This window comes from Gemmobacter lutimaris (assembly GCF_003570715.1).
Lineage (GTDB): Bacteria > Pseudomonadota > Alphaproteobacteria > Rhodobacterales > Rhodobacteraceae > Gemmobacter > Gemmobacter lutimaris.
The window spans coordinates 243,949-269,987 of the sequence record NZ_QXXQ01000002.1 but is presented as its reverse complement, the minus strand read 5'-3'; the positions used below and the strand labels follow the sequence as shown (position 1 = coordinate 269,987).

Here is a 26,039-nt window from a genome sequence, read left to right as displayed (position 1 = left end):
GCGGCGCGATACCGGGGCCAGGAAACGCGCTTCCCGAAAAGACAGGAGACGGGCATGACCCTCCGCATCTCTCTCATCACGCTGCTGCTGGCGGCAACGCCGGTGCTGGCCGAAAGCCCCAATGTCGGGGCCATCAAGGCCGAGGCCGGGCAAAAGTTCTTCGATGCCGAATGTCGCCGCTGTCATGCCATTGACAGCAAAGACAAAAGCTATGGCCCGCCGCTGGAAGGCATCATTGGCCGCAAGGCCGGATCGGTGGAAGGATACCCCTATTCCGAAGCCCTGAAAGCCGCGGGAATCACCTGGACCGAAGGGGCGATCCGGGCCTGGATGGAAGACAACCAAGGCCTGATTCCGGGCACCCGGATGCGCCATGTCGGCATTACCGACCCGGTGGAGCAAGAGTTCATCCTGACCTGGCTGCGCCAGAGCGCGGCGCACTAACCGGCGCGGCACAGCCCTTCACGGCCCGGCGCAGGAGGGTGCGCCGGGCCGTTTTGCTACCTGACCCGCCCCCCCTTACGACCATGGTGCAATTTTCACGCCCCCGTGACCGCGACGATGATATCCCCGAGAACCGTGTCTCCGCAGGAGGGAGCGAGGCGCTGAGGTCTCCGACGGATCATCCAAGGGAGGAAACAGATGAACCGCTTTATCGTGGCCGTGACGGCCGCCGTGCTGGCCGCCGCACCGGCTTTTTCGGGTGTGACGGAGGAAGATCTCGCCAAGGACGCTGAATCGACCGGCGACGTGCTGACCAACGGCATGGGCCGCAACCTCCAGCGTTTCAGCCCGCTGACGACGCTGAACAAGGAGAATGTGAAGAACCTGATGCCGGTCTGGGCTTTCTCGTTCGGTGGCGAAAAGCAGCGCGGGCAGGAAACGCAGCCGCTTGTGCATGACGGGATGATGTATGTGACCGCCTCGTATTCGCGGATTTATGCCGTGGATCTGGCGACCGGCAAGGAGGTCTGGCAATACGACGCCCGCCTGCCCGAAGGCATCCTGCCCTGCTGCGACGTCATCAACCGCGGCGCGGCCATCTATGGCGACAACATCTATTTCGGCACGCTGGACGCGCGCATCGTGGCGCTGAATGCCAAGACCGGCGATGTGGTCTGGAACAAGAAGATCGCCGACTACAAGGAAGGCTACAGCTATACCGCCGCACCGCTGATCGTGGATGGGCTGGTCATTACCGGCAATTCGGGCGGTGAGTTCGGCATCGTGGGTGAGGTGCAGGCCCGCGACGCGCTGACCGGCGAAACCGTCTGGACGCGCCCGGTGATCGAAGGCCACATGGGTACGCTGAACGGCAAGGAAAGCACCATGACCGGCACGCTGAACGCGACATGGCCGGGCGACATGTGGAAAACCGGCGGCGGCGCGACCTGGCTGGGCGGGTCGTATGACATCGAGACCGACACGCTGGTCTTCGGCGCGGGCAACCCGGCCCCCTGGAACAGCCACCTGCGCAACGCCGGCACGCCGACCGAAGGCAATGTGGGTGACAACCTGTACGCCGCAAGCCGCCTTGGCATCGACCCCAAGACCGGTGAAATCAAATGGCACTTCCAGACCACCCCGCGCGAGGGCTGGGATTATGACGGCGTGAACGAAGTCGTGGCTTTCGCCGACAAGGACGGCAACAAGAAATTCGCCACCGCCGACCGCAACGGTTTCTTCTATGTGCTGAACCGTGAGGACGGGAAATTCCTGAATGCCTGGCCCTTCGTGAAGGACATCAGCTGGGCCAGCGGCATCGACGAAACCGGACGCCCGATCTACAACGAGGCCAACCGTCCCGGCGATCCGTCCAAGGCCGCCGATGGCGCCAAGGGCGAAATGGTCTTCGCCTCGCCTTCGTTCCTTGGCGGCAAGAACTGGATGCCGATGGCCTACAGCCAGCACACCGGCCTGTTCTACGTTCCCTCGAACGAATGGGGCATGGACATCTGGAACGAGCCGGTCAGCTACAAGAAAGGCGCGGCCTATCTCGGGTCCGGCTTCACCATCAAGCCGAATTACGAGGATCACATCGGCAGCCTGAAAGCCATCGACCCGGCCACTGGCGAATGGAAGTGGGAATACAAGAACGAGGCCCCGCTCTGGGGTGGCGTGATGACCACGGCTGGCGGTCTGGTGTTCTTCGGCACGCCCGAGGGGGACTTCATCGCGCTGGATGACACCACGGGCGAGAAACTGTGGTCGTTCCAGACCGGCTCGGGCATCGTCGGCCAGCCGATCACCTGGGAAGCGGATGGCGAGCAATATGTCTCGGTCGTGTCGGGCTGGGGCGGCGCGGTTCCGCTCTGGGGTGGTGAGGTCGCCAAGAAGGTGAACTACCTCAATCAGGGCGGCACCGTCTGGACCTTCAAACTGCCGAAACAGCTTGCCATGGCGAACTGACCCCCTCCGGTCAGTCCCCGCAAGGCAAGGCGCGCCGTCCCCATGGACGGCGCGTTTTGCTTTGCGTCAGGCCTTGACCGAATCCGTAATACTTATTACGGAAATATCCGAAACTATAATTACGGATATTTTGGAGCCATCATGCGTAATCTGCCCCTTCTCGGCCTTGTCATCCTCAGCCTCATCGGCTGCGGCGCGATCTTCGGCTTCTTTTATGCCTGGAGCGTATCCACCCTGCGCGGGCTGGACCGGATCGACCCGGCCATTGCCATCGCGGCCATGCAGGCGATGAATGCCTCGGTGCGCAACATGGCCTTCGGACTTGGCTATTTCGGCACGCCGGTCGTGCTGCTGATCACCCTCGCCACGGCCATGCTGATGCAGGCGCGCGGCGCGGCCATGGCCCTGGCCATTGCGCTGGCCTGCTATGGTCTGGGGGTGACACTGTTCACCGCACAGGTGAACATCCCGATGAACCAGGCGCTGGCGCAGGTCACCCTGCCGCTTGAACCGGAACAGGCAGCGCAGATCTGGGACGACTATTCCGCCCCCTGGCAACAGGCCAACCTGCTGCGCGGTATCGCCTCGGGGCTTGCACTTCTGGCCGCGGCGGTATCGCTTGTGCTGGTCGCCCGCCGTAGCTGAGACCGGAGAGAACCATGCGCGCAGAGACCCGCATCCGCAGGCAAGCCCAGATCGAGGACGCCGCCTATGCGTTGCTGGAGGAGAAGGGCTATGCCGGGGCCACGATGCAGGCGCTGGCCCGCCGTGCGGGCGCCTCGATCGAAACGCTTTACAACTGGTATGGCGACAAGCCCGGCCTGTTCCGGGCGCTGATCGCCCGCAATGCTGAAACGGTGCAGGAGGTTCTGGACCAGCGGGCTGGTGCGGCGGATGCGGCGGCACTGGTCGCGGTGGGGGAACGCCTGCTGGCGCTGCTGACCGGGCCGCGCGCCGTCGCGCTCAACCGCGCAGCGGCAGCCGATGCCGAGGGCACGCTGGGCCTTGCGCTGGCACAAGGTGGGCGGGACATCGTCATGCCGCATGTCGCCACGCTGATTGGCGCGATCACCGGCGCGCATGGGGAAACACCGGACAGGTTAGCCGAACTCTGGCTGGCGCTTCTGGTTGGCGATTTGCAGATCCGCCGCGTGATCGGCACCATTGCGGCACCTGACGCAAACACCTGCCGCCAGCGCGCCGAAACCGCGACGGACCATCTGCTCCGTCTCTATCCGCCGCAAGGCTGAACCTCAGGGTTTGATGAAGGTTCCGGCCCCGCCACCTGACAGCACCCGCACCTTGCCCGGCCGAACCTCTTGCGCAATGGCCTGACGCAGATCCTCCAGCGGCTTGGCCAGCGATGTGCCCAGCGCGACCTTGCGTCCCTCGACCTCGGCCTTGGCAGAGACCACCGACACCACGCGGGCGATTCCGCCCCGGATCGAAAACACCGGCGCCCCGGACGAGCCGAAATCCACATCGCAGGTCAGAACCAGCATCTCGGGCTTCTGGCCCAGCACCTCGCAGGCGTCCTGCATCGAGGGCGCTTCGGCCCTGTCCTTCGCATAGGACACCACGCCCACGGTATCGCCCCGCTGCGGCTGATCGCCAATCCCGAACGGCTCGATCGAGGTCATTCGGATCGGCCGGTCCAGTTGCAGCAATGCAAGATCATGGCTGACGCGATCCAGCCGCTCGTCACCGCCATAGACGAAATCGGGATGCGCAATTGCGCGGCGCACACCGCGATAGGCCTCGGCCCGTCCATTGCGCCAGCCCGCAAGGAATTCAATGGTGGTCGGGTCGATCCGCGCGCCGGTCGTCTTGTCGAACAGGCAATGCCCCGCCGTCAGCACCAGATCGGGGGCGATCAGGGTGCCGGTGCAGAACCCGCGCCGCCCAAGGTTCAGCCGCCCCACCGCATTCCAGCCCCGGCTGTCATCGCCGGTCTGCAAGCTGCGCAAATGGCTGTCCTGCGCCCCGGCAGGCAGGGCGCACAGCAGCAATACCAGAAGGGCACGTCGGATCATCATTCCCCCGGCCTAGCGGCCCCGCAGGGCAATCCTGTGACCGCATCGCGGCCACGTCCCTCAGGATTGTGACAAAAGCCCGGCGCTGGCAAGGGCGCGCGGCATCGGCCCGCCGGTCGCCCAGTCCAGCAATTCGACCGTATGAACCACCGGCACCCCGGTCCCCGATCCGATCTGCATCATGCAGCCGATATTGCCCGCCGCGATGATCTGCGGCGCCTTCGCCTCCAGCGTCGCCACCTTGCGGCGCTTCAATTCAGCCGAAAGCTCGGGCTGCAACAGGTTGTAGGTGCCGGCCGAACCGCAGCACAGATGGCTGTCGGCGGGCTCCACCACCTCGAAGCCCGCGCGTTTCAACAGGTCTTTCGGCGCGGTTTTCACCTGCTGGCCATGCTGCAATGAACAGGCGGCGTGATAGGCCACGCGCAGCCCTTTGGGCGCGCCTTCCGGCAGGCCCAGCTTCACCAGCAGCTCGCTCACGTCCAGCGCCATCTCCGAGACCGCCGCCGCATCCGCCGCCAGCGGATCATTGCGGAACATATGGCCGTAATCCTTGACTGTCGTGCCACAGCCCGAAGTATTGATCACAATGGCATCCAGCCCCGCGCCACGCTTTTCCGCCATCCAGGCCGCGATATTGGCCCCGGCCTGCGCATGGCTTTCGCCACTGCGCCCCATGTGATGCGTCAGCGCCCCGCAACAGCCCATGTCCTTCGCCACCACCACCTCGCACCCCAGCCTGCGCAACAGCCGGATGGTCGCATCGTTGATGTCGGTATTCAGCGCCTTCTGCGCACAGCCGGTCAGCAACGCGACCCGCATCCGCACCGGGCCATGCGCCGCAAAAACCTGCGGATCGTCATTGCGGCTGACAGGCGGCACCTGCTTTGGCGCCATGGCAACCATGGCCCGCAACCGCCGGTCCGGCAGCAGCCGCGCGAAAGGCCGCGCCATCTTGGCGCCCAGCAGCGCCAGCCGGAACCGCCCCGGATAGGGGATGATCCGGGACAGGAGCCAGCGCAGTGCCCTGTCATGCCAGGGGCGGCGATAGGTCTGCTCGATATACTCCCGCGCGTGATCCACCAGATGCATGTAATGCACCCCGCTCGGGCAGGTGGTCATGCAGGCGAGGCAGCTCAGACAGCGGTCGATATGCTTCACCGTCTGCGCATCGGCCGGGCGCCCGCTTTCCAGCATGTCCTTGATCAGGTAGATGCGCCCGCGCGGGCTGTCCAGCTCATCCCCCAGCACCTGATAGGTCGGGCAGGTCGCGGTGCAGAAGCCGCAATGCACGCAGGTCCGCAGGATCTGGTTCGCCCGTGCGATGCCGGGGTCTTTCAGTTGCTCGGGCGTGAAGTTCGTCTGCATCTCAGATCCGTCCCGTCAGAAATAGTCCAAGGCCCATGACGGCCAGAAGAAGACCGATCACCACCACCGGGTAAAGCCGCGCGCGCAAGACCTGCCGCAGCGTCTGCGCCAGCCCCGCCAGAGCAACCGCCCCGCCCAGCGCCATGGCCAGCACCAGCCCAGATGTGCTGTCCGCCCCCAGCGACCGCAGATACAACACCCCCATCGCCAGCAGCGCGAGGAAACAGCCGCCCCAGAAGGCCAAGCCGCGCGGCAAAAGGCACAAAAGCAGATAAAGCGCGACCGGCGGCCCGGCCTGCATCACCCAGAACGGCAGGGTCATGCGAAAACCCCGCGCGGATCGAACTGCCGACGCAAGCCCCCGGTCAGCGCCGCAATCGCCGGCGGCTCTGTCGGCGCGGCCCCCGCGCCACGCAGACAGGTCGCATGGCCGGAAAACCTGCCCAGCCGCCCGGCCACATCGCTGCCCGGCGCCATCAGCGCCCAGACCAGCCCGCCGCCCCAGTCATAGACCACCGCCTCGGCGCCCAGCCGCGCCACCACGCCCGGTGCCTCGGACGGGCGCAGCGACAGCCGCCACAGATCGCCCGCCCGCCCGGCCAGCGCGGTGACATCGCGGATCGCCGCCCAGGGCGAAGCCACCTCCGCCCCCGCACCGTAAGGCGCCAGCACCCCTCGCAGCCGCTCCAGCCTGTAGCGCACTGATCCCTCGAACCCCTCGATCCGCAGGTAAGTCCCCTGCCCCGGCAGATGCGCCGCCCCGGTGACCTCGTAAGGTGATCCCAGCGCGGCCGACAGCGCCGCCACCGCCTGCACATCCGACAGCCCCGTCAGGCACAGCGTGGCCTCCGTCTCGGGGCGCGGCAGCACCTTCAGCGCCACTTCGGTCAGCACCCCCAGCCGCCCCCGGCTGCCCGCCAGCAACTTCACCAGATCATAACCGGTAACATTCTTCATCACCCGGCCGCCATTGCGGATCACCTCGCCACGCCCATCGACAAAGCGCACCCCCAGACAAAAGTCGCGGCACGCCCCGACCGAAACCCGCCGCGGACCCGAGGCATTCTCCGCCACCACGCCCCCCAGGGTCGAACAGCCCTCCCGCCCCAGAAGCCCGCGCAGATCCGGCACCTCGAAAGCCAGCCGCTGCCCCTCGGCCGCCAAGAGCGCTTCCAGATCCGCCATCGGCGTCCCCGCCCCGGCCACCAGCGTCAGCGCGCCCGGCTCGTACAGCGTGACCCCGCTCAGCCCGCCGGTTTCCAAAACCACACCCGCAGGCAAAGCCCCGCGCGTGCCGCCGCCACGCACGACCAGCGGCCCCGAGGCCGCCCGGATGATCTCGCAAAGTTCTGCTTCGCTTGCTGGCCGCATCTTGTTCATCTGTTCAAAAATATCCTCGGGGGGAGGCCGAAGGCCGTGGGGGGCAGACTGCCCCCCAGCCTTTCAACCCGCGCGACGACTGGCCGTCACCTGCAACGGAAACACCTTGGCAGGATTAAGCAGCCATTTCGGGTCAAACACGTCTTTCACCCGCAACTGCGCCTCCAGATCGGCGGGGCCATACTGCACCGCCATCAGGTCGCGCTTCTCGATCCCCACGCCATGCTCGCCGGTCAGGCAGCCGCCCACCTCAACACAGAGCTTCAGGATCTCGGCGCCAAGTGCCTCGCATTTCTCCTGATCGCCCGGCAGATTGGCATTATAGAGGATCAGCGGATGCATGTTGCCGTCCCCGGCATGAAAGACATTGGCCACATCCAGCCCAAAATCACGGCTTAGCTCGCCAATGCGTTTCAGCACGAAAGGCAGGCTCGACACCGGGATCGTGCCATCGAGGCACATGTAATCATTGATCTGCCCCATGGCGCCGAAAGCCGATTTGCGGCCAAGCCAGATGCGTTTCGCCTGATCGGCATCCGCCGCTTCGCGCAGTTCCACAGGATTGTGCCGCCGCGCGATCTGCATGATCAGGTCAAGCTGGTGCCGGATCTCGGCCTCCGATCCCTCCACCTCGACAATCAGCAGCGCCTCGCACATCGGATAGCCCGCCTTGGCGAAAGCCTCGCAGGCTTCGATACAGGGGCGATCCATGAATTCGATGGCGACCGGCAGCACGCCCGCCTTGATGATGTCTGACACGCAGGCACCCGCCACTTCGGAGGAATCGAACCCCATCAGCACCGGCAGCGCGCCCTCGGGCTTGGGCAGGATGCGCAGTGTGGCCTCTGTCACCACACCCAGCTGGCCTTCCGACCCGCAGACGACGCCCAGCAGGTCCAGCCCCGGCGCATCCATCCACGGCCCGCCGATCTCGACCACCGTGCCATCCATCAGCACCATGGTCACGCCCAGCAGATTGTTCGTCGTCACCCCGTATTTCAGGCAATGCGCCCCGCCCGAGTTCATGGCGATATTGCCCGCAATGGCACAGGCAAGCTGGCTGGAAGGGTCGGGGGCGTAAAAGAAGCCTTCTTCCTCCACCGCGCCCGAAACGCTCAGGTTGGTGCGGCCCGATTGCACGCGGATGAAACGGTCCGGGTAACTGACCTCCAGCACCGCATTCATGCGCGCGACGCCCAGAATCACGCTGTCCGCAGTGGGCAGCGCCCCGCCTGCCAGCGAGGTGCCCGCGCCACGCGGCACCACCGGCACGCCTTCGTCATGGCAGACCTTCAGGGCGGCGGCGACTTCGGCGGTGCTGCGGGGGAGGATGGCCGCCAGCGGCGGACAACGATAGGCCGACAGCGCATCGCATTCATAGGCACGCAGTTCATGCAGGTCGTCCACCACCGCATCGGCGGGCAGCACCTCGCGCAGTCGGGCGACGATCCGCGCCTTGCGCGACAGGATCGCGGCATCGGGCCTTGGCATATCCATGGCTGACCTCCCTGATTGGTAAAAAAGTATAACCAATTTTTGCTTTTGGCAAGCCAAGGCTTTGGTCTATCAACACCTGATGGACCTGCCGACGCTTCTTCTTCAGTTCTCGACCGCCGACCTGCTTGCCGTGGCCTATACGCTGGCAGGTGTCGCAGCGCTGCAATTGGCGATCGAGCGGCCAAACGCGCGGCATCCGTCGGTTTCGGTTATCATGGCATATTACCGGCGCGACTGGATGCGGGAATTCGTGACACGGCAACCACGCATGTATGACGCCTCGGTGCTGGACGGTTTGCGTCAGGGCATCACCTTTTACGCCTCGACCTGCATGCTGGCACTCGGCGGCGGTCTGGCCTTGCTGGGGGATACCGCCCCGCTGGAGGGGTTGGCCGATGCCTTTTCCCTGCATGACGATCCGGCGCTGGTGATGAAGGTAAAGATTGTCTTCATCCTGTCGTTCGTGGTGAACGGCTTCCTGAAATTCGTCTGGTCACACCGGCTGTTCGGCTATTGCTCGCTTCTGATGGCCTCGGTTCCCAATGACCCGGAGCATCCCGCCGCCTATGACCGCGCCGCACGCGCAGCCGAGGTGAACATCACCGCCGCCAAGAACTACAACCGTGGCCTGCGGTCCGTCTATTATGCGCTGGGGACGCTGGGCTGGCTGGTCGGACCTTGGGGTCTGTTCCTGACGATGACCGCCACTATTGCCACGCTGATCCGGCGCGAATTCGCCTCGCAATCGCGTGCGGCAATGCTGCCTCGCCTGAAAGAAGATCCCTAGACCGCGCCTGACAGCCGCGCCGCCACCGCCCGCGCCACTGCCTCGCCCGACAGCCGCGCGCCGCCTGCCGTTTGCATAAGGCCCGCACCGGCCAGCGCCTCGCCCGCGAACCAGATGCGCTCGCCCACCGCGCCGCGCAGCACGTCGCGCGCGGCGGCCTTGCCGGGCCGCGCAGCCGCATAGGCACCCCGGACCCAGCGCTCGGCCCCCCAGCGGGTCATGGTGCCGTGACCGATATGGCGCCGCACATCTGACCCGAACATGTCGGCCAGCCGGTCGCAGACGAAATCCACCGCGGCCTCTGGCCCTGCGGCCTCCATCTCCCATGCAAAATCGCCACCGACAAAGCCGACCATCAGATCAAGGTCGAAGGGGAAGCACAGGAAGAACAGATCATGCCGCGCGTGGCGTTCCATCAGCAGATCGTCGAATGGGGCAAGGCCCAGACGTGTGCCGCTGACCGCGATGGGGATCTTGGTCAGAAGCCCCATCGGCAGATCAAAAATCGCCTCCTGATGCGCGTCGGGCAATGCGGGGGTGAAGGTGATGCCGTCGAATTGCAGCACCCCGGTCGAAACGGTGACGATGACTGCCCGCGCACGTTGCGTGCCCCGGTCTGTTGTCACCTCCACGCCCGGCCCGTCCCAGCGGATCTGCCGCACCGGCGTATGCAGCCAGACCGGCACATCGGCGCCCCAACGGTGGATCAGCGCGCCAAAGCCCTCACGGGTGAAATAATTCGGGTCCAGATCCGCCGCCGCCCGGAAATCGGCGATGGAAATCTCGTCATCATCGGCCCCGAAATCCATCGGTCCTGCGAAGGTCGATGAGGCCCGCAGGTAATGGCAATCGGCCAACACCGCCGAAAGCCGGTCCTCCGTGCCCCGGTGCGCCGCGATACATTCCGCCATGGCGACCTCAGCCGCCCGCATCCGCGCCAGATCATCATCCGAGGCGCGACGACCACCGAAATACAGGTGATCCAACCCCATGTCGTGGTGATAAAGTGTCCAGCCCGCCGCTTGCGCCTCGGGGAAGAACGGGTTGCGGTCGGCGGCATGCAGCCAGGCACAGCCGATGTCGAAAGGCACCCCGAAATCGGTGGTCGTGGTCAGGGCGCGGCCGCCGATCCGGCCCATCGCCTCCATCACCGTAAAACTGAGGCCCGCCTCGCGCAGCACCCGCGCCGCGGCCAGACCTGCCGCACCCGCGCCGACAATGACGACATCGACGTCCCCGCCCATGAAAACCTCCGCCGTGAAATACGCCTTGAAAAGGAAGCGGCATGCCGCAGGGACAGCATGCACCGGCAAGGGGATTCGGGAAAGGGTTCAGCGTCGCGCGGGCAGGCGCCCCTCGCGCAGCCATGCGGCAAGGATCAGAATGCTGGCCAGCAAGAGCCATGCCCAGCCGGGCAACAAGGCCGCCACCCGCACATCCTGCGTGAGGTAAGCCCCGCGCGGAGTGATGCCCAGCCAGCCACGCCCGGCGGCCACCCGGCCCGGCGCGACCTGCCGCAGATCGAAGGCGCCGTCCTCCAGCCGCAACACCCCGCCGCCGGATTGCGCCAGCACAGGTTCCAGCACATCGGGCGCGGCGATGGTGCGTTCAAACTCTTTCGGCGCGGGCGGTCCAAGCGCCACCACCGTCTGCAACTCGCCCTGTTTCAACCGGTAAAGCCCGACCTGCGGCGCGTCGATCTCGGCCTCATAGTGACCGGGCACCACTTCGGGCAGCACGATTTCGGTCTCGGTTCCGTCGGGCAGGGTCAGCGTCACCGGGCCGGGCGGCACCTCGGCCAGCGTGCGCCGGGTGATAACCAGTCGCCCCGCCCCGCCGGCATGGGCCGACAGGGTTTCTTCTTCCAGTTCGGGTTCCTTCAACATCCAGTGCGCCAGACGACGCAGCAGTTCCAGCTGTGGCCCGCCGCCTTCATAGCCGCGCCCCCAGAGCCATGCCTGATCCGAGGCCAGCACCGCGATGCGCCCCTGCCCCTCGCGCGCAAGCACCAGCAGCGGCTTGCCCTCGGCGCCTTCCATTACCACCTGCCCGGCGCCACGCGCGGCAATCTCGATCTGACGGAACCAGCGGCCCCAGCCACTTTCCGGTGCCCCGGCCTCTAGGCCCTGCGTCACCGGATGGCGATGCCCCAGCGGCGTAATCTTAGGCCGGAAGCCGCCCTCCAGAACCCTGCTCGTCGTCGTCACCGGCAGGATGTCTGCCAGCGGCGAACGCCATAGACTATCGACCGTGCCGAATTCCGGCCCGGCCGCCACCAGAACCGTGCCGCCGCGCGTGACGTAATCGCGCACGTTTTCAAGGTATTGCAGCGGCAGGATGCCCCGCAAGCGGTAGCGATCAAAGATGATCAGGTCAAATTCGTCGATCTTTTCCACGAACAGCTCGCGCGTCGGGAAGGCGATCAGCGACAGTTCGTCCACCGGAATGCCATCCTGCTTTTCCGGCGGCCGCAGGATGGTGAAATGCACCAGATCCACCGAAGGGTCGGATTTCAGCAGGTTGCGCCAGACCCTCTCACCCGCATGCGGCTCACCCGAAACCAGCAGCACCCGCAGCCGGTCACGCACCCCGTTGATCGCGGTGACCGAGCTGTTGTTGCGGGTTGTCAACTCGCCCTCTGACGCCTGCACCTCGAATTGCAGAATGTTCTGCCCGCCATGCGGAAGGGTCACCGGAAGCTCCAGATCCTCACCCACCGGCACGGAATACCAGCGCGGCTCGCCGCCATCGACCGCAATGGACAGTTGCGCCTCGCCGCGCAGCGTCTCGGGCACGGCGCCGTCATCCTCGATCCGCAGGGTCAGGCTGACCTCCTCGCCCAGTATGGCGAAGGCAGGGGCGTTCCTGACGATCAGGCGGCGGTCCCAGTCGGCTTGCCGGCCAGTCAGCAACAGGTGCAGCGGCGCGGGCATCTGCGGCGCAAGGTCTGTATCATGCACCTGCCCGTCCGACACGATCACCGCCCCGGCCACCCGTGCGCGGGGTTCTTCGGCCAGCGCCTCGGCCAGCGCCGTCATCACGCGCGAACCACCATCACCCGGCGCGGCGCGCACCGTGACCTCGCGCAATTCGGTGCCGGGCATGGCCGCCACCTCGGCCCGCAGTCGGGCCAGCGCCGCCTCGGTCTGCGCCTCGCGCCCACCGATGCCCTGACTTGCGGTGCGGTCCACCACGGCGATCACGATGTCCGAGAGCGGCGCGCGGTCTTCCTCTTGCAGCGAGGGATTGGCCAGTGCCGCCAGCGCCACAACGGCAGCCAGCCCACGCAGCCACCACCCCGGCAAACCGCGCCAGAAGGCCAGCGCCATCAGCAACAGCGCCGCCACCGCCAGCGCCGCAATCATCGCCAAAGGCAATTGCGGGTCCAGGACGATACCGCCAGCCAGAACAGGGTTCATTGGCCCAGCCTTTCCAGCAGTGCGGGCACATGCACCTGATCGGATTTGTAGTTGCCGGTCAGCACATGCATCACAAGGTTGACGCCAAAGCGATAGGCGATCTCGCGTTGCCGATCCCCGCCCGAGCCGCGCCCGACCGGGTAGGCGGGAATGCCGATTTCATCCACGGCCCAGGCCGCCGCCCAGTCATTGCCGCCGATCACAACCGGCGTCACCCCGTCATTGAGATTGCGAAACGGCATGCCCTCGGCCTGCGCGGCATCCGGCGGTGCCGCCTCGACCCAGACCGGGCCGGTGTAGCGGCCGGGAAAATCCTGCAACAGATAGAAGGTGCGGGTCAGGACATGATCCACCGGCACAGGCTCCAGCGGCGGGATGTCGAGGCCGGAGGCAATCAGTTGCAGTCGCTTCGCTTCCGGCGTGGTGCCACCGCTGACACCCGCATCGCGGGTATCGAACAGGATCATGCCGCCGGTGCGCAGAAAATCGTTCAGCTTGCGATAGGCATTGACCGAAGGCAGCGGCTGGTCGGCGGTCACCGGCCAGTAAAGGAAGGGAAAGAACGCCAGTTCGTCGCGTTCTATATCCACCGCCATCGGGTCACCCGGTTCGACGGTGGTGCGTTCGAACAGCCGCATCGACAGGCCACGCAGCCCCGCCTGCGCCAGATCGTCCACCCGTTTGTCGCCGGTCAGGATATGGGCCAGCCGCACCTCGCCGGTCGCCTCGATGGCAAAGGCATCCTCTGCCGCATCGGCCCGCGCGGCAGGCGCCGGGAAGGCCAGCATCAGCGTCAGCATCAGCCGCGCCGCAAACCCGCCTGACAATCGGCCGGAAATGCCCAGCGCCGCCAGAATATCAGCCAGCATCAGGGCCAGCGCGGCGGCGAGGAACGGCCCTTTCAACGGGCGTTCCGTGTCGCGCGCGGCGCCCTCGACCGGCGTGCCCGCGGGCCAGACCGCCGCTTGCAGCGTGGTGTCCGCCGCGGTCACATTCAGCGCGACACGGCGGTCCTCTTCCTCATAAAGACCGGGCAGCAGGTCGGGCCCGGGGCGCCCCGCAGCCAGCGCCTCGCCGGTCACGCCCGGCAGATTGTCCGCATCCTGCGCCACACCGAAGGCATCCAGCACCTGCACGGGGGCAAAACTGTGCCCGGCCAGCGCGCGGTCTTCGCCACCCCCGACACGGGCTACGGTGACCAGCCGGTCCAGCATCTGCACAAACAGCCCCGACAGCGGCAGCGACGACCATTCGGCATTGGCTGTGACATGGAACAGCACCACCTGCCCCGCGCCGGTTTCCTTGCGCGTCACCAGCGGCGTGCCATCGGCCAGCGCGGCAATGGTGCGGGCGGCCAGATCCGGCCCCGGTTCGGCCAGCACCTGCCGGGTGACCGAAACCTCGTCAGGCACTGCCAGACCGAAGAACGGGCTGCCCTCGGCAAAAGGCGCCAATGTGCGGGGGTCGCCCCAGCTCATCGCGCCGCCAAGGTTGCGCCCCCCGGCCCGCAGCCGCACCGGCAGCAGCGGATCATCCTCGCCCGGCGCCCATTCCGCAGCGGCCAGACGTGGCCCGGCGAAGCGCAGAAGCGTGCCCCCATCGGCCACCCATTTCAGCAGCGCCTCGGCCTCGGCATTGCCCAGCCGTGCAACATCGGTCAGCACCACCACATCGGGGCTGGCCAGCAGCACATCCGACAGGCTACCGTCAATCAGATCGGCCTCTGGCGCCATGGCCTGCCGCAGGTAATGCGTGGGCGACAGCAGGATCAACCCTTCGGCCTCGGCCTCGCTGCCCACCAGCGCCACCTTGCGCCGCTTCAGGCTGTCATCGGTCAGCGAGACCGCGCCGGCGGTAGGCTGGCCCGCGATTTCAAACCGCGTCAGGCGGTTGCGCAACTCTGGCGGCAGGTCGAGCGTCCCTTCAGCCGCGCCCTGCCCGGTGGCAAAGACCAGCGTTGCGCGGGCCAGCTCCCGTTCGATCCCGGCCGGGTCTGGGCCTCGGGCGGAAACCTCGATCTCCTGTTGCGCACCGGCGGGCAGGCGCAGCGCGGCAAGCTGCACCGCCCCGTCGCGGAACACCGGCGGTTTCAGCGCGATCACCGGACGCGGGGTTTGAAACACGCTCAGCGGGCCACGCGCGGCAAAACCGGCGGCCAGATCGGCACGGCCCGGATGGTCCAGCCCGTCTGACAGCCAATAGGTTTCAAACCGCCCGTCACCCAGCACATCGGCCCAGGCCGACAGATCGGCAGGCACGAAAGGTTGCGGCACCAGCCCGGCAAGACGGTCGCGGATAGCAGCAGCGCTCTGGAACACCGGAGCCTCGGGCCGGTCGGTCAGACGGATCAGCCCGACGGTGCGCCCGGCGCGACCGGCCGCCTCGGCCTTCGTCATCGCGCGGTCGATGCGGCGCGGCCAGTCGCGGGCATCGGCCCAGGTGCCATCCACCACGATCAGCAGCGGGTCATCCGTCGCAGCGGCAGGCGGCGCAGGGTTCAGCACCGGCCCGGCAAAGGCGACGATCGCCGCCGCCAGCGCCGCCATGCGCAGCAGCAGCAGCCAGAGCGGCGTGCGCTCCGTCTCGGCATCCTTGTCGGTCAGGCCCAGCAGAAGGGCCACGCCCGGAAAACGGCGACGCAGAGGCGCAGGGGGCACCGCACGCAGCAACAGCCACAGCAACGGCAGCGCAGGCAGGGCCAGCAACAACAGCGGCGCGGTGAAACCGACAGGGCCCAGCATCCACATCAGAGCGCGGCCTCCAGCGCCCGGTAAAGCCACAGCAGAGCCGGTTGCGGCGCGGTGCCGGTGTGATGCGTGGTCACATGCCAGCCCGAGGCGGCGGCAAGGTCCGCCAGCCGCGCCTTGCGTTCGGCCAGCCGCGCCAGATAGCGGTCGCGCAGGTCACCCGCACGGCGGGTTTCATGGCGCAAGGTGCCGCCCATGGATTCAAAGATCGTGCGGCCGTCGAAGGGAAAATCCTCCTCCGCCGGGTCCAGCACCTGAAGCAGCACGCCCCGTGCAGCGCGCGCTGTGGCTGCCTCCAGCGCGGCCTCGACCCCTGCCAGATCGCCAAGGAAATCAGAGATCAGCACGACGCGGCCATGGTGCGGCAAGCCGCCAACCATGGGGCGGCCGTAATCCTCGGCGCTGTCCTCGGCCAGCGCCAGCGCCAGCCGTTCGGCCTGCGCCCGGCCCGAACGCGGCGCGATGTCACCGCCCGCCAGCCCGACCCGCTCGCCCCCGCGCAGCAGCAACACCGCCAGCGCCAGCGCCAGAAGCCGCGCACGGTCCGCCTTGGTCGGGCGGTCCTTCGCGCCGGAAAACCGCATCGAAGCCGCCGGATCAACCCACAGCGCCACGCTCTGCGCCGCCTGCCATTCGCGTTCGCGCACGAAATGCGCATCCGACCGGGCCGAGCGGCGCCAGTCGATGCCGCGCGCGCCATCCCCGGCATGGGCCGGGCGATACTGCCAGAATTCATCCCCCAGACCGGCACGGCGGCGGCCGTGGTCGCCCAGAACCACCGCCTGCGCCAGATGATCCGCTGCCGCCAGCAACGGCGGCAGTGTGGCGCCCAGCGTTTCGGCCCTTGCACGCAGGTCGTGGGAAGTGGTCACGCGGCAGCCTCAAGCCCGAGGCGGCGGGCCGTGGCGGCGGCAATGACTTCGGACAGGCTTTCGCCCCGCGCCCGTGCCGCAAAGGTCAGCGCCATGCGATGCACCAGCACCGGCTGCGCCAGAGCTGCCACATCGGCGACCGACGGGGCCAGCCGCCCCTCCAAAAGCGCGCGCGCCCGCACTGCCAGCATCAGCGCCTGCGCCGCACGCGGCCCCGGCCCCCATGCCAGCGTGCCAGCCAGCGCGGCCCCCTCGGGTTCGCCCGGACGGCAGCCGCGCACCAGATCGAGGATCGCCTCGACCACGCTGTCGCCCACCGGCATGCGGCGGATGACCTCTTGCGCACCAAGCAGTTCTTCGGCGGTGAACACCGGATGCACGGCGGCCTCGGTCGCGCCGGTGGTGGCCAGCAGGATGTCGCGTTCGGCCTGACGCACCGGATAGGCCACGTCGATCTGCAACAGGAACCGGTCAAGCTGCGCCTCGGGCAGCGGATAGGTGCCCTCTTGCTCGATCGGGTTCTGCGTCGCAAGCACATGGAACGGGCGGCCCAGCGGGCGGTGCTGCCCGGCGATGGTCACCTCGCGTTCCTGCATCGCCTGCAACAGCGCCGATTGCGTGCGGGGGCTGGCGCGGTTGATCTCATCCGCCATCAGAAGCTGACAGAACACCGGCCCCTCGATGAAACGGAAAGCGCGGCTGCCATCGGCGGCGGTTTCCAGCACTTCAGAGCCCAGAATATCGGCGGGCATCAGATCGGGCGTGAACTGGATGCGGTTGCCGTGCAGGCCCAGCACGGTGGACAGCGTATCCACCAGCCGCGTCTTGCCCAGACCGGGCAGACCCACCAGCAGCGCATGACCGCCACACAGGATCGACGCAAGCACCAGATCGACCACTTTTTCCTGCCCGATGAAGCGTTTGTCGATCATGGCCTTGGCCGCTGCCAGCCGGTCGCCCAGCGCCTCGATCCGCGTCACCAGTTCATCGGTCATGACATCTGCCCTTCGTAGACTATATTCACATTAGAACGGATCACGGGCGCGGGCACAAATGACAAAAGCGAAATCGGGACCAAAGGTCGAAACTTCGGGAATTCTGGAACAGGCGCAGCGCGCGGCGAAGAAAGGCCCGCCGCCGGTGCATCTGTGGAACCCCGATTATTGCGGCGAGATGGACATGCGCATCGCCCGCGACGGCACATGGTTCCACGAGGGCACGCCCATCGGCCGCGCGCCGTTGGTGAAACTGTTCGCCTCGATCCTGAAGCTGGAGGACGGGCGCTTTTACCTTGTCACCCCGGTTGAAAAGCTGGGCATCGTGGTCGAGGACGCGCCCTTCATCGCGGTGGATTTCACCCGCGAGGGCACGAGCGACGCCCAGCGCCTGACCTTCACCACCAATGTCGGTGACGAGGTGACAGCGGGACCGGAGCATCCGATCCGGGTGGAACGCCACGGGACGGAGGGCGAGCCCGCGCCTTACGTCATGGTCCGGCGCGGACTGGAGGCGCGGATCGACCGCAAGAGCTTCTACCGCCTCGTCGAGATCGGCGTCACGCGCCCCCATGAAGGGGTGGACTGGTTCGGGCTGATGTCGGACGGTGCTTTCTTTCCGGTCATTCCCGCTGCGGAACTGGGCAACTGACGCAAGGACAGGCCCGCACAGGACAGCCTGCACCGGCGCACAGGACAGCCGGGCAGTCTTGCGTTAACACAGGCGCAATCCACCCCGAGGTTGCCATGATCCCCGCCCGTTTCGCCCCCGTCCTGTTCGGCCTGATCCTGTCGGGGCTGATGTCCTGCATCGTCAGCGGCATCGCCACCCTGCGCGCGCTTGGCCCGGCACCGGGCTTCGCGGGGGAATGGATGGGCAGCTGGCTCACTGCCTGGGCCGTGGCCTTCCCGGTCGTGCTGCTGGTGGCGCCGGTCACCCGCCGCATCGTGGCCCGGCTGACGGTCTGACGCCGCAGCGCGGCGCTTCGCCCTTGCCGCCCTCGCCGCCTGCTTTTATCATGCAGCCAAGGCCGGAAGGCCAAGCCATGATCCACGAGGACAGCCATGACCATCGAAGCCCCGGAAACCCAGGTCGTCACCACTTGGAAAGTGGCCTGTGACGGAGGCGAGGGTGCGCTTGGCCATCCGCGCGTCTGGCTGACCATTCCGCAGGACACCGGCTTTGTCGAATGCGGCTATTGCGACAAACGCTATGTGATCGACCGCGATCACGCCCACGACGACCACTGAAACCGGCTCTGCCGGATTCCGCGGGGCGCGGCTGCAGCATCTGCGGCTTTGCGCGCCCCTTTCCGCCTGCGGTCAGGCCAGCGCCACGTCAAAGCGCGGCCCCGGCGCGGGCAGTTCGGCCAGCCCCATCGCCCGATAGGCGGCCTGTGCATCGGTATTCGCCGGATGGGTCGAGATGGTCAGCCCGCTGCGCCCTTCTTCAGCCGTCAACTGCCGCGCCGCCGCGATCAGCGCCCGGCCCACGCCTGCCCGGCGGAAGGGCTGCTGCACGAACAGGTGGTCCATCACATAGCCAACCTCCCCTGTGACCATGTTCTGCCGGGCCGCAAGCAGGGCATAGCCCACCGGATGCGGCGCCGGGCTGTCAGCCAGACAGGCGACCAGAAGCCGCGTTGCCGGGCTTTGGAATACCAGCCGCGACAGATCGGCGGGGGTAATGGTCGCCGCATCGCCATGATGCGCGGCCAGCGCGATCAGCATGCGATGCACCTCGGGCAGATGCGCGGGTTCGGCGGTTCGGACGGTAACAGATGACATGCGCAAGGTTCCTTTGCGTTTCGCCCGCTTGGGAACCCCGATCCTCATGGCCTGCCCCTCGCGGGCGGCCTGTGGGTCATGTGGAAATGCTGACCGGCCGCCTATGTAGCGTCGGACCAATAAAACGAGACGAGGGCGATCAGGTTCAGCATGGCGCGCACCATGGCGCCGCGCCCGCGCGCCGTCAAGCCCCGCCTTTCGCACGGATCGCCGCGAGGATGGCGCCCAGCACCGCCCCTGCGGGCATCCAGAAGAAGGCCACGCTCATCGCATAGGCACCTTCGGCCTGCGAGATCGGCATCACATAGGTCAAGCCGACCGCAATTCCCAAAGCGACCAGCGCCCCCAGCACGAAACCGATCAACGCATGCCCCAGAACCCGCATCCGTGCCTCCGATGGGTGGCAGACAGCCCCCGTTCGTGCCAATACTGCCATGAAACCGCGCGGAGAACGACCATGACTTTCGGCAAGGGCTGCCATCTTCACCTCATCGACGGCTCGGCCTTCATCTTCCGCGCCTATCACGCGCTGCCGCCGCTGACGCGCAAGACCGACGGCCTGCCCATCGGCGCGGTCGCGGGGTTTTGCAACATGCTGTTCCGCTATATCGAGGGCAACAAGTCAGGCGACGCCCCGACCCATGTGGCGGTGATCTTCGACCATTCGTCCAAGACCTTCCGCAACGAGATCTTCCCCGCCTACAAGGCGAACCGCCCCGAACTGCCCGAGGATCTGCGCCCGCAATTCCCCCTGACGCGCGAGGCGACGCGCGCCTTCAACATCGCCTGCATTGAAACCGAGGGCTACGAGGCCGATGACATCATCGCCACCCTGTCCTGTCAGGCGCGCGATGCGGGCGGGCGGGTGACCATCATCTCTTCCGACAAGGACTTGATGCAGCTCATCGGCGATGGCGTCGTGATGTTCGACGCGATGAAGAACAAGACCATCGACCGCGACGAGGTGTTCGAGAAATTCGGCGTGGGGCCGGAACGGGTGGTGGATGTGCAATCGCTGGCCGGCGACAGCGTGGATAACGTGCCGGGCGCGCCCGGTATCGGCGTCAAGACGGCGGCGCTTTTGATCACCGAATATGGCGATCTGGAAAGCCTATTGGCGCGGGCGGGTGAGATCAAGCAACCCAAGCGCCGCGAAACGCTGGTGAATTTCGCCGATCAGATCCGGGTTTCCAAAGAGCTCGTCACGCTGAAATGCGACACGCCGCTGGATTTCTCGCTGGAAAGCCTTGAGGTGAAGGAGCCGGAGCCTGAAGCGTTGATGACCTTCCTCAACGCGATGGAATTCCGCACCCTGACCAAGCGCGTGGCCGACAAGCTGGACATCACGCCGCCCGCCATGCCGACCGCAGCGCCCGCGACCGATGCCCCGGAGCCGGTCGCCCTTCCCTTCGACCACAGCGCCTATGAGGGCGTCACCACGCCTGAGGCGCTCGAGCGCTGGATCGCCCGCATCCGCGAGGCGGGGCATGTGGCCTTCGACACCGAAACCACCAGCCTTGACGAGATGCGCGCCGATCTGGTGGGCATCTCGCTGGCGGTCGATGCGGGGACGGCCTGCTATATCCCGCTGGGGCACCGGCAGGGCGGCGGCGATCTGTTCAGCACGGATATGCCGGTCGAGGGGCAGATGCCGCTGGAAACCGTCATCGCCGCGCTGAGGCCGGTGCTGGAGGATCCGGCGATCCTCAAGATCGGGCAGAACATCAAATACGATCTGAAGATCATGGCGCGGCAGGGGGTTCGCCTCGCCCCCATCGCCGATACCATGCTGATGAGCTATGCGATGTTCGCCGGCCTGCACAATCACGGCATGGACGAACTTTCCGACCGTTACCTTGGCCACAAGCCGATCCCGATCAAGGATCTGATCGGCAGCGGCAAGTCGCAGATCACCTTCGACCGCGTGGCCATCGCCGATGCGGTGAAATATGCGGCCGAGGATGCCGACATCACGCTGCGGCTGTGGCAGCGCTTCGCGCCGATGCTGCATCGCGCGCAGGTCACTACGGTTTATGAGACGCTGGAACGCCCGCTGGTCCCCGTGCTGGCCGAGATGGAGATGAAGGGCGTGCGGGTGGACCGTGACACGCTGGTCCGCATGTCCAACGCCTTTGCGCAAAAGCTCGTGCAGCTTGAAGAGGAAATTCAGGGCATCGCCGGCACGAAGTTCAACGTGGGTTCCCCCAAGCAATTGGGCGAAATCCTGTTCGACCAGATGCAGATCCCCGGCGGGCAGAAGGGCAAGACCGGCGCCTATGCCACCGGCGCCGATGTGCTGGAAGATGTGACCACACTGGAAGACACCCATCCGCAGGGCGCGCAACTGGCCGCCCGTGTGCTGGACTGGCGGCAGATCGCCAAGCTGAAATCCACCTATACCGACAGCCTTCAGGACCATATCAACCCCGACACCGGGCGGGTGCATACCTCTTACTCCATCGCCGGGGCCAACACCGGGCGTCTGGCCTCCACCGATCCGAACCTGCAAAACATCCCCGTCCGCAGCGAGGAAGGCCGCCGCATCCGCGAGGCTTTCGTGGCACCGGAAGGCCGCGTGCTGGTCAGCCTTGATTACAGCCAGATCGAATTGCGCATCCTCGCCCATATCGCCGACATCCCGGCGCTGAAACAGGCGTTCCGTGACGGGCTGGACATCCATGCCATGACCGCCTCGGAAATGTTCGGCGTGCCGGTGGAAGGCATGGACCCGATGATCCGGCGGCAGGCCAAGGCCATCAACTTCGGCGTGATCTACGGCATTTCCGGCTTCGGCCTCGCCCGCAACCTGCGCATTCCGCGGGCCGAGGCGCAGGGTTTCATCGACCGCTATTTCGAACGCTTCCCCGGCATCCGCACCTATATGGATGACACGATTGCCTTCGCCAAGGCGCACGGGTTCGTGCAAACCCTGTTCGGGCGCAAGATCCACACGCCCGAGATCAACGCGAAAGGCCCCGGCGCCGGTTTCGCCAAACGCGCCGCGATCAACGCACCGATTCAGGGCACAGCGGCCGATGTGATCCGCCGCGCGATGATCCGCATGCCCGCCGCCATTCAGGGCATCGACGCGAAGATGCTGTTGCAGGTGCATGACGAACTGCTGTTCGAAGTGGCCGAGGATCAGGCCGACCGCCTGATCGCCACCGCCCGCGAGGTGATGGAAAGCGCCGCCGAACCGGCGGTGAAGCTGAGCGTTCATCTGCAAGCCGATGCCGGGCGCGGCCCGAACTGGGCGGCGGCGCATTGAGAAAACCACAATGTCCCTGACGCCGCTTTTGAACGCCGCCCCCGCCATCCAGTTGCACACCGTTGCGGCCATGACGGCAATCGGGCTGGGTGGGGTGCAGTTTGCTGGGCGCAAGGGCGGGGCCCGGCACCGCCTGCTCGGCTGGATCTGGGTTCTTCTGATGACCGGGGTAGCGGCTTCGTCCTTCTTCATTGGCACAATCTGCACATGGCGCGGTTTCTCGCTGATCCACCTCTTGTCGGCGCTGACGCTGGTGGCGCTGCCCATCGCCATCGCGCATGCCCGCGCACATCGCGTCGTGCGCCATGCCCGCACCATGCGCATCCTGTTCTTCGGCGCGCTGATCCTCGCCGGAGTATTCACCCTGATGCCGGGCCGGATCATGCATGACGTGCTGTTCGGCACCCTCTCCGCCCATGGCGATTGCACCGCGCCATGATCGCGGACTGGCCCACCCTCAAGGCGTTTGCGCTGGGGCTGGGCCTGCCCCGGATCACGGTGGAATACCCCTGGGGCAACGAGGCGCTGAAGGCGCATGGCAAGATGTGGTGCTGGTGGTCGCCGCTGGTTGATGCCGCGGTCTTTCGCGCCGAAGCGGAGGAACGCGAGATGCTGATGCAGGCGGATCCCACCACCTTCTTCCTGCATCCGCATTATGCCCGCAGCGCGCTGGTTCTGGTGCGGGCCGGGCACATCGACCCCGGCTGGGCCCGCCCGCGCCTGATCCGCGACTGGCGCGCGGCGGCACCGAAACGCTGGCTGCGGGACTGGGACGCCACGCAGACCCCGGATGGTCCGGGCAGCAAAACCGGGTGAAAGAAACGGCATCCGCTGCTAGAGTGTCCCGATTGAACCCAAAGCAGACAGGACAATGCCGGATCAGACGCACAAGGGTCAGCTTGCCGATCAGGCATTTCTGTTCGGCCCCGAGGACGGGCGCGCGCCGGAAGACGGCGCCCCGGCCGATCCGATCGACATGCAGATCGTGGCCAGCACCTACCGTTCTATCGTCGATCAGGATGCCTTCGAGGACATGATCGCAAGCTGGGCCACCAAGCTGGACCAGATCGAACCGGAAACCGGGCGCAAGCGTGGCCTGTCGCAGCAATTGTTCGGCCAGTTGATGATGGCCCGGCACACGCTGGAAACACTGGATATTCCGGCCGAGAACGACCCGCTGAAACGCGCGATCACCGATGTGCCGGGGCCTGCGGTCGTGCTGACGCCGGATGGTCGGGTGGCCATGGCCAATATCGCGGGCGAGCGCGCCTTTGCCACCAAACAGGGCGCCTTTCTGGATGCGGAGGTGATCGCCCCCGCCTCGCGGCAGGATTTCACGGCCCTCATGCGCGCCGCGCGCGGGCTGGGCAATGCGGCGCAAGCCATCCTGACGGTGATCCCCCATCCCGAGAGTGACATGCCCGCCTTCAGCGCCGAAGGCTACATGATTGCCATTCGCGGTCAAAGCGGCGCACATGTGGCACTACGCTCGCTTGAAATTGCGTGGGAACCCTCGGTCTCGGCCCGGCTGCGTGAGGCATTCGGGCTCAGCGCTGCCGAGGCAGAGGTGGCGCGGCTGTTCTTCCTTCTGCGGGACATCGACCGCATCGCCAAGGCGCGCGGCGTGTCGAAGCTGACGGTGCGCACGCAGGTCAAGACCATCATGGCCAAGGTCGAGGCGCCTTCGAACGTCGATCTGATGCGGCTGCTGGCAATGATCGCGGGACGCGAGGCGATGGGCCAGCGCGGCGAAAGCCCGGTCTGGCAAGACCCGCTGGGCCGCGAGGAGCGGATCGAGACGCCCGACGGCCGCGTGGTCACCTGGACATGGATGGGCGCGCGCGACGGCCGGCCCGCTGTGCTGCTGCGCGGCTTTCCGATGACCTATATCCTGCCACCCGAGGCCGAAGACCGGCTGCGCCGCGCCGGGGTGAAGCTTTATGCCCTGTCACGCCCCGGCTACGGCAACAGTTCGCTCCACAAGGATCTGGACGTGCGGCAGGACAATCTTGCAGCGCTGCGGATCTTTCTGGACCGGGTGGTCCGTCAGCCCTGCCTTGGCGTCGGCATGTCGAACGGCTTTGTCCCGCTCCTGGAGGAACAGCACGCCAATCCGGCCCGCTTTCATGCGCTGATCGCCATCGGCTATACCGGCGTGCTGGATCGCAGCGGCATTCACAGACTGCAACCCATTCAGAAAACCATGATGCGCATGGCCGCGCATACGCCGTGGCTGGCCGAACTGATCGCCAAATCCGGCCACCGGATGATGCGTCAGCATGGCGTTGACTGGTATCTGGAGCGCGCCTACCGCACCCGCCCGCTGGATATGCGCACCTGTCAGAACCCCGAGGTCGCGGCCCTGATCCGCAATGCCTGCGAACACCTGCTAAAGCAGGGGCACGGCGCTTTCGTCCGCGACCTGCAACTGGCCGGGGCGCCCATAGATGAGGCGATCGAAAGGCTTGCGATCCCGCTGCTGTTCCTTGCCCCCACGCTGGATGGCGTGTTCGATGAAGCCGCCTACCGCCGGGTCGAGCGCCGCAATCCCCTTGTCAGGGTAGAGCCGGTGCCCGAGGCGGGTGAGCTGATTTTTTATCAGCACAGCCGCCTGATCGTGGATCGCATCATCGAACTGACACAGACCCCCGTTCCCGCCTGAGCCGCATCTGTTGCAAGCCGGCCCGTTCTGGCGGATAACGGCAGCAATGACCAGATATGCCTATCAGATCGAAAATGCGGTCTCGCTGCGCGGGTCGATTTCTGTTGGCGAGCTGTCCGATCTGCTGGGCGTGTCGGACCAGACCATCCGCCGGGTCATCAAGCCGCTGGTAGATGCGGGCAAGGTGCGCAAGGTCCATGGCGCCATCGTCGCGGTGGAAAAGCCGGTGGATGCGCCCTATCATGCCCGCATGCTGTTGATGCGGCAGGAAAAGACCGCCATCGCCACATCTGTCGCCGCCATGGTGCAGGACGGGGAAAGCCTTGCCATCGACACCGGATCGACCTCGGGCTTCATCGCGCAGGCCTTGCAGATCCGGCGCAATCTGACAGTGGTGACAAATTCCACCTTCGTCGCCTCGACGCTGGCCACCGTGCCGGGGAACAAGGTCTATATGGCGGGCAGCCAGCTGCGCGACCATGACGGCGCCGCCTACGACCGGCAGGCCTTTGCCACCATTGAACGGATGCGCGTCGGGCGCTGTATCCTGTCTGCCTCGGCCGTCGATCCGCGGCGCGGTTTTCTGGCGTTCGAGCAATGCGAGGCGGATATTGCCGATGCCATGCAGGCGATTGCCGAAGGCACGATCATGGCGGTGGATCATTCCAAATTCACCGAAGGGCGCCGCCCGCCCAGCGCCTTTCAGGTGCCGCTGGCACCCGACAGCCGGATCGTCACCGATCAGCCCCCCGCCCCCGAATTTGCGGCCGTTCTGGCGCCGTTCCGGCTGACAACCTGCCAGAGCGGCGCCTGA

Annotated in this window: 25 protein-coding genes; 13 read left to right on the top strand and 12 right to left on the bottom strand. The window is 66.3% G+C overall.

Features of this window, described 5'->3' with window-relative positions; all coding sequences use genetic code 11:
- Positions 1-54 precede the first annotated feature (54 nt).
- The 4 genes from D2N39_RS04465 to D2N39_RS04450 all read left to right on the top strand — a co-directional run bounded on the left by D2N39_RS04465 (position 55) and on the right by D2N39_RS04450 (position 3,659).
- Entirely contained in the window at positions 55-444 is a 390-nt protein-coding gene (locus D2N39_RS04465; RefSeq protein WP_119133578.1) for a c-type cytochrome, read from the top strand.
- Positions 445-642: 198 nt separating this feature from the next.
- Entirely contained in the window at positions 643-2,409 is a 1,767-nt protein-coding gene (locus tag D2N39_RS04460) for a PQQ-dependent methanol/ethanol family dehydrogenase (RefSeq protein ID WP_119133577.1), read from the top strand.
- A gap of 141 nt (positions 2,410-2,550) precedes the next feature.
- Positions 2,551-3,054, top strand: coding sequence for an anthrone oxygenase family protein (locus tag D2N39_RS04455; RefSeq protein ID WP_119133576.1), 504 nt, complete (start codon positions 2,551-2,553; stop codon positions 3,052-3,054).
- A gap of 14 nt (positions 3,055-3,068) precedes the next feature.
- Positions 3,069-3,659, top strand: coding sequence for a TetR/AcrR family transcriptional regulator (locus D2N39_RS04450; RefSeq protein WP_119133575.1), 591 nt, complete (start codon positions 3,069-3,071; stop codon positions 3,657-3,659).
- A 3-nt stretch (positions 3,660-3,662) separates the two neighbouring features.
- Here D2N39_RS04450 and D2N39_RS04445 read toward each other — a convergent pair whose 3' ends face one another.
- The 5 genes from D2N39_RS04445 to D2N39_RS04425 all read right to left on the bottom strand — a co-directional run bounded on the left by D2N39_RS04445 (position 3,663) and on the right by D2N39_RS04425 (position 8,687).
- Positions 3,663-4,442, bottom strand: a complete 780-nt coding sequence (locus D2N39_RS04445; protein WP_119133947.1) for a trypsin-like serine peptidase — start codon at positions 4,440-4,442, stop codon at positions 3,663-3,665.
- A gap of 60 nt (positions 4,443-4,502) precedes the next feature.
- Positions 4,503-5,810, bottom strand: coding sequence for a glycolate oxidase subunit GlcF (glcF, locus tag D2N39_RS04440; protein ID WP_119133574.1), 1,308 nt, complete (start codon positions 5,808-5,810; stop codon positions 4,503-4,505).
- A 1-nt stretch (position 5,811) separates the two neighbouring features.
- On the bottom strand, positions 5,812-6,132 hold the full coding sequence (locus D2N39_RS04435) for a hypothetical protein (protein WP_119133573.1): 321 nt from the start codon (positions 6,130-6,132) through the stop codon (positions 5,812-5,814).
- On the bottom strand, positions 6,129-7,181 hold the full coding sequence (locus D2N39_RS04430) for an FAD-binding protein (protein WP_119133946.1): 1,053 nt from the start codon (positions 7,179-7,181) through the stop codon (positions 6,129-6,131). Before D2N39_RS04430 ends, D2N39_RS04435 begins: the two co-directional genes overlap by 4 nt.
- Before the next feature lie 72 nt (positions 7,182-7,253).
- Positions 7,254-8,687 carry an FAD-linked oxidase C-terminal domain-containing protein gene (locus D2N39_RS04425; RefSeq protein ID WP_119133572.1) on the bottom strand — a complete coding sequence of 478 codons (1,434 nt, stop codon included), beginning with the start codon at positions 8,685-8,687 and terminating at the stop codon, positions 7,254-7,256.
- Between the two features lie 79 nt (positions 8,688-8,766).
- On the opposite strand from D2N39_RS04425, the gene D2N39_RS04420 reads away from it, so the two are divergent.
- Positions 8,767-9,474 (top strand): DUF599 domain-containing protein, encoded by a 708-nt coding sequence (locus D2N39_RS04420; RefSeq protein WP_119133945.1) that lies wholly within the window; start codon positions 8,767-8,769, stop codon positions 9,472-9,474.
- Here D2N39_RS04420 and D2N39_RS04415 read toward each other — a convergent pair.
- The 5 genes from D2N39_RS04415 to D2N39_RS04395 all read right to left on the bottom strand — a co-directional run bounded on the left by D2N39_RS04415 (position 9,471) and on the right by D2N39_RS04395 (position 17,507).
- The gene (locus D2N39_RS04415; protein WP_119133571.1) at positions 9,471-10,718 is read right to left on the bottom strand and encodes a flavin monoamine oxidase family protein; all 1,248 of its coding nucleotides are present in this window, start codon (positions 10,716-10,718) and stop codon (positions 9,471-9,473) included. The genes D2N39_RS04420 and D2N39_RS04415 overlap by 4 nt on opposite strands.
- A gap of 87 nt (positions 10,719-10,805) precedes the next feature.
- Positions 10,806-12,893: a glutamine amidotransferase gene (locus D2N39_RS04410; RefSeq protein ID WP_119133570.1), complete on the bottom strand. Its 2,088-nt coding sequence runs from the start codon at positions 12,891-12,893 to the stop codon at positions 10,806-10,808.
- Positions 12,890-15,640: a DUF4159 domain-containing protein gene (locus D2N39_RS04405; protein WP_119133569.1), complete on the bottom strand. Its 2,751-nt coding sequence runs from the start codon at positions 15,638-15,640 to the stop codon at positions 12,890-12,892. Before D2N39_RS04405 ends, D2N39_RS04410 begins: the two co-directional genes overlap by 4 nt.
- A complete protein-coding gene (locus D2N39_RS04400; protein WP_119133568.1) occupies positions 15,640-16,512 on the bottom strand; it encodes a DUF58 domain-containing protein in 873 nt (290 codons plus the stop codon). The genes D2N39_RS04405 and D2N39_RS04400 overlap by 1 nt, the downstream gene beginning before the upstream one ends.
- Positions 16,509-17,507, bottom strand: a complete 999-nt coding sequence (locus D2N39_RS04395; RefSeq protein ID WP_119133567.1) for an AAA family ATPase — start codon at positions 17,505-17,507, stop codon at positions 16,509-16,511. Before D2N39_RS04395 ends, D2N39_RS04400 begins: the two co-directional genes overlap by 4 nt.
- Before the next feature lie 58 nt (positions 17,508-17,565).
- Between D2N39_RS04395 and D2N39_RS04390 the strand changes: the two genes are divergently transcribed.
- The 3 genes from D2N39_RS04390 to D2N39_RS04380 all read left to right on the top strand — a co-directional run bounded on the left by D2N39_RS04390 (position 17,566) and on the right by D2N39_RS04380 (position 18,758).
- Positions 17,566-18,159 carry a DUF1285 domain-containing protein gene (locus D2N39_RS04390; RefSeq protein ID WP_119133566.1) on the top strand — a complete coding sequence of 198 codons (594 nt, stop codon included), beginning with the start codon at positions 17,566-17,568 and terminating at the stop codon, positions 18,157-18,159.
- Positions 18,160-18,254: 95 nt separating this feature from the next.
- Entirely contained in the window at positions 18,255-18,476 is a 222-nt protein-coding gene (locus tag D2N39_RS04385; protein ID WP_119133565.1) for a DUF2798 domain-containing protein, read from the top strand.
- Between the two features lie 96 nt (positions 18,477-18,572).
- Entirely contained in the window at positions 18,573-18,758 is a 186-nt protein-coding gene (locus D2N39_RS04380; protein WP_054303907.1) for a zinc-finger domain-containing protein, read from the top strand.
- Positions 18,759-18,830: 72 nt separating this feature from the next.
- On the opposite strand, the gene D2N39_RS04375 is transcribed toward D2N39_RS04380, so the two are convergent.
- Positions 18,831-19,295, bottom strand: coding sequence for a GNAT family N-acetyltransferase (locus D2N39_RS04375; RefSeq protein WP_158589773.1), 465 nt, complete (start codon positions 19,293-19,295; stop codon positions 18,831-18,833).
- A gap of 184 nt (positions 19,296-19,479) precedes the next feature.
- Positions 19,480-19,680, bottom strand: a complete 201-nt coding sequence (locus tag D2N39_RS04370; RefSeq protein WP_119133563.1) for a hypothetical protein — start codon at positions 19,678-19,680, stop codon at positions 19,480-19,482.
- A gap of 72 nt (positions 19,681-19,752) precedes the next feature.
- Between D2N39_RS04370 and polA the strand changes: the two genes are divergently transcribed.
- The 5 genes from polA to D2N39_RS04345 are packed head-to-tail and all read left to right on the top strand — an operon-like array spanning position 19,753 to position 26,039.
- A complete protein-coding gene (polA, locus tag D2N39_RS04365) occupies positions 19,753-22,563 on the top strand; it encodes a DNA polymerase I (RefSeq protein ID WP_119133562.1) in 2,811 nt (936 codons plus the stop codon).
- A gap of 10 nt (positions 22,564-22,573) precedes the next feature.
- Complete coding sequence (locus tag D2N39_RS04360; RefSeq protein ID WP_119133561.1) at positions 22,574-23,002, top strand: DUF2306 domain-containing protein; 429 nt, start codon at positions 22,574-22,576, stop codon at positions 23,000-23,002.
- Complete coding sequence (locus tag D2N39_RS04355) at positions 22,999-23,379, top strand: MmcQ/YjbR family DNA-binding protein (RefSeq protein ID WP_119133560.1); 381 nt, start codon at positions 22,999-23,001, stop codon at positions 23,377-23,379. Before D2N39_RS04360 ends, D2N39_RS04355 begins: the two co-directional genes overlap by 4 nt.
- A 55-nt stretch (positions 23,380-23,434) precedes the next feature.
- Positions 23,435-25,225 carry a helix-turn-helix domain-containing protein gene (locus D2N39_RS04350; protein WP_119133559.1) on the top strand — a complete coding sequence of 597 codons (1,791 nt, stop codon included), beginning with the start codon at positions 23,435-23,437 and terminating at the stop codon, positions 25,223-25,225.
- Between the two features lie 46 nt (positions 25,226-25,271).
- Complete coding sequence (locus D2N39_RS04345; protein WP_119133558.1) at positions 25,272-26,039, top strand: DeoR/GlpR family DNA-binding transcription regulator; 768 nt, start codon at positions 25,272-25,274, stop codon at positions 26,037-26,039.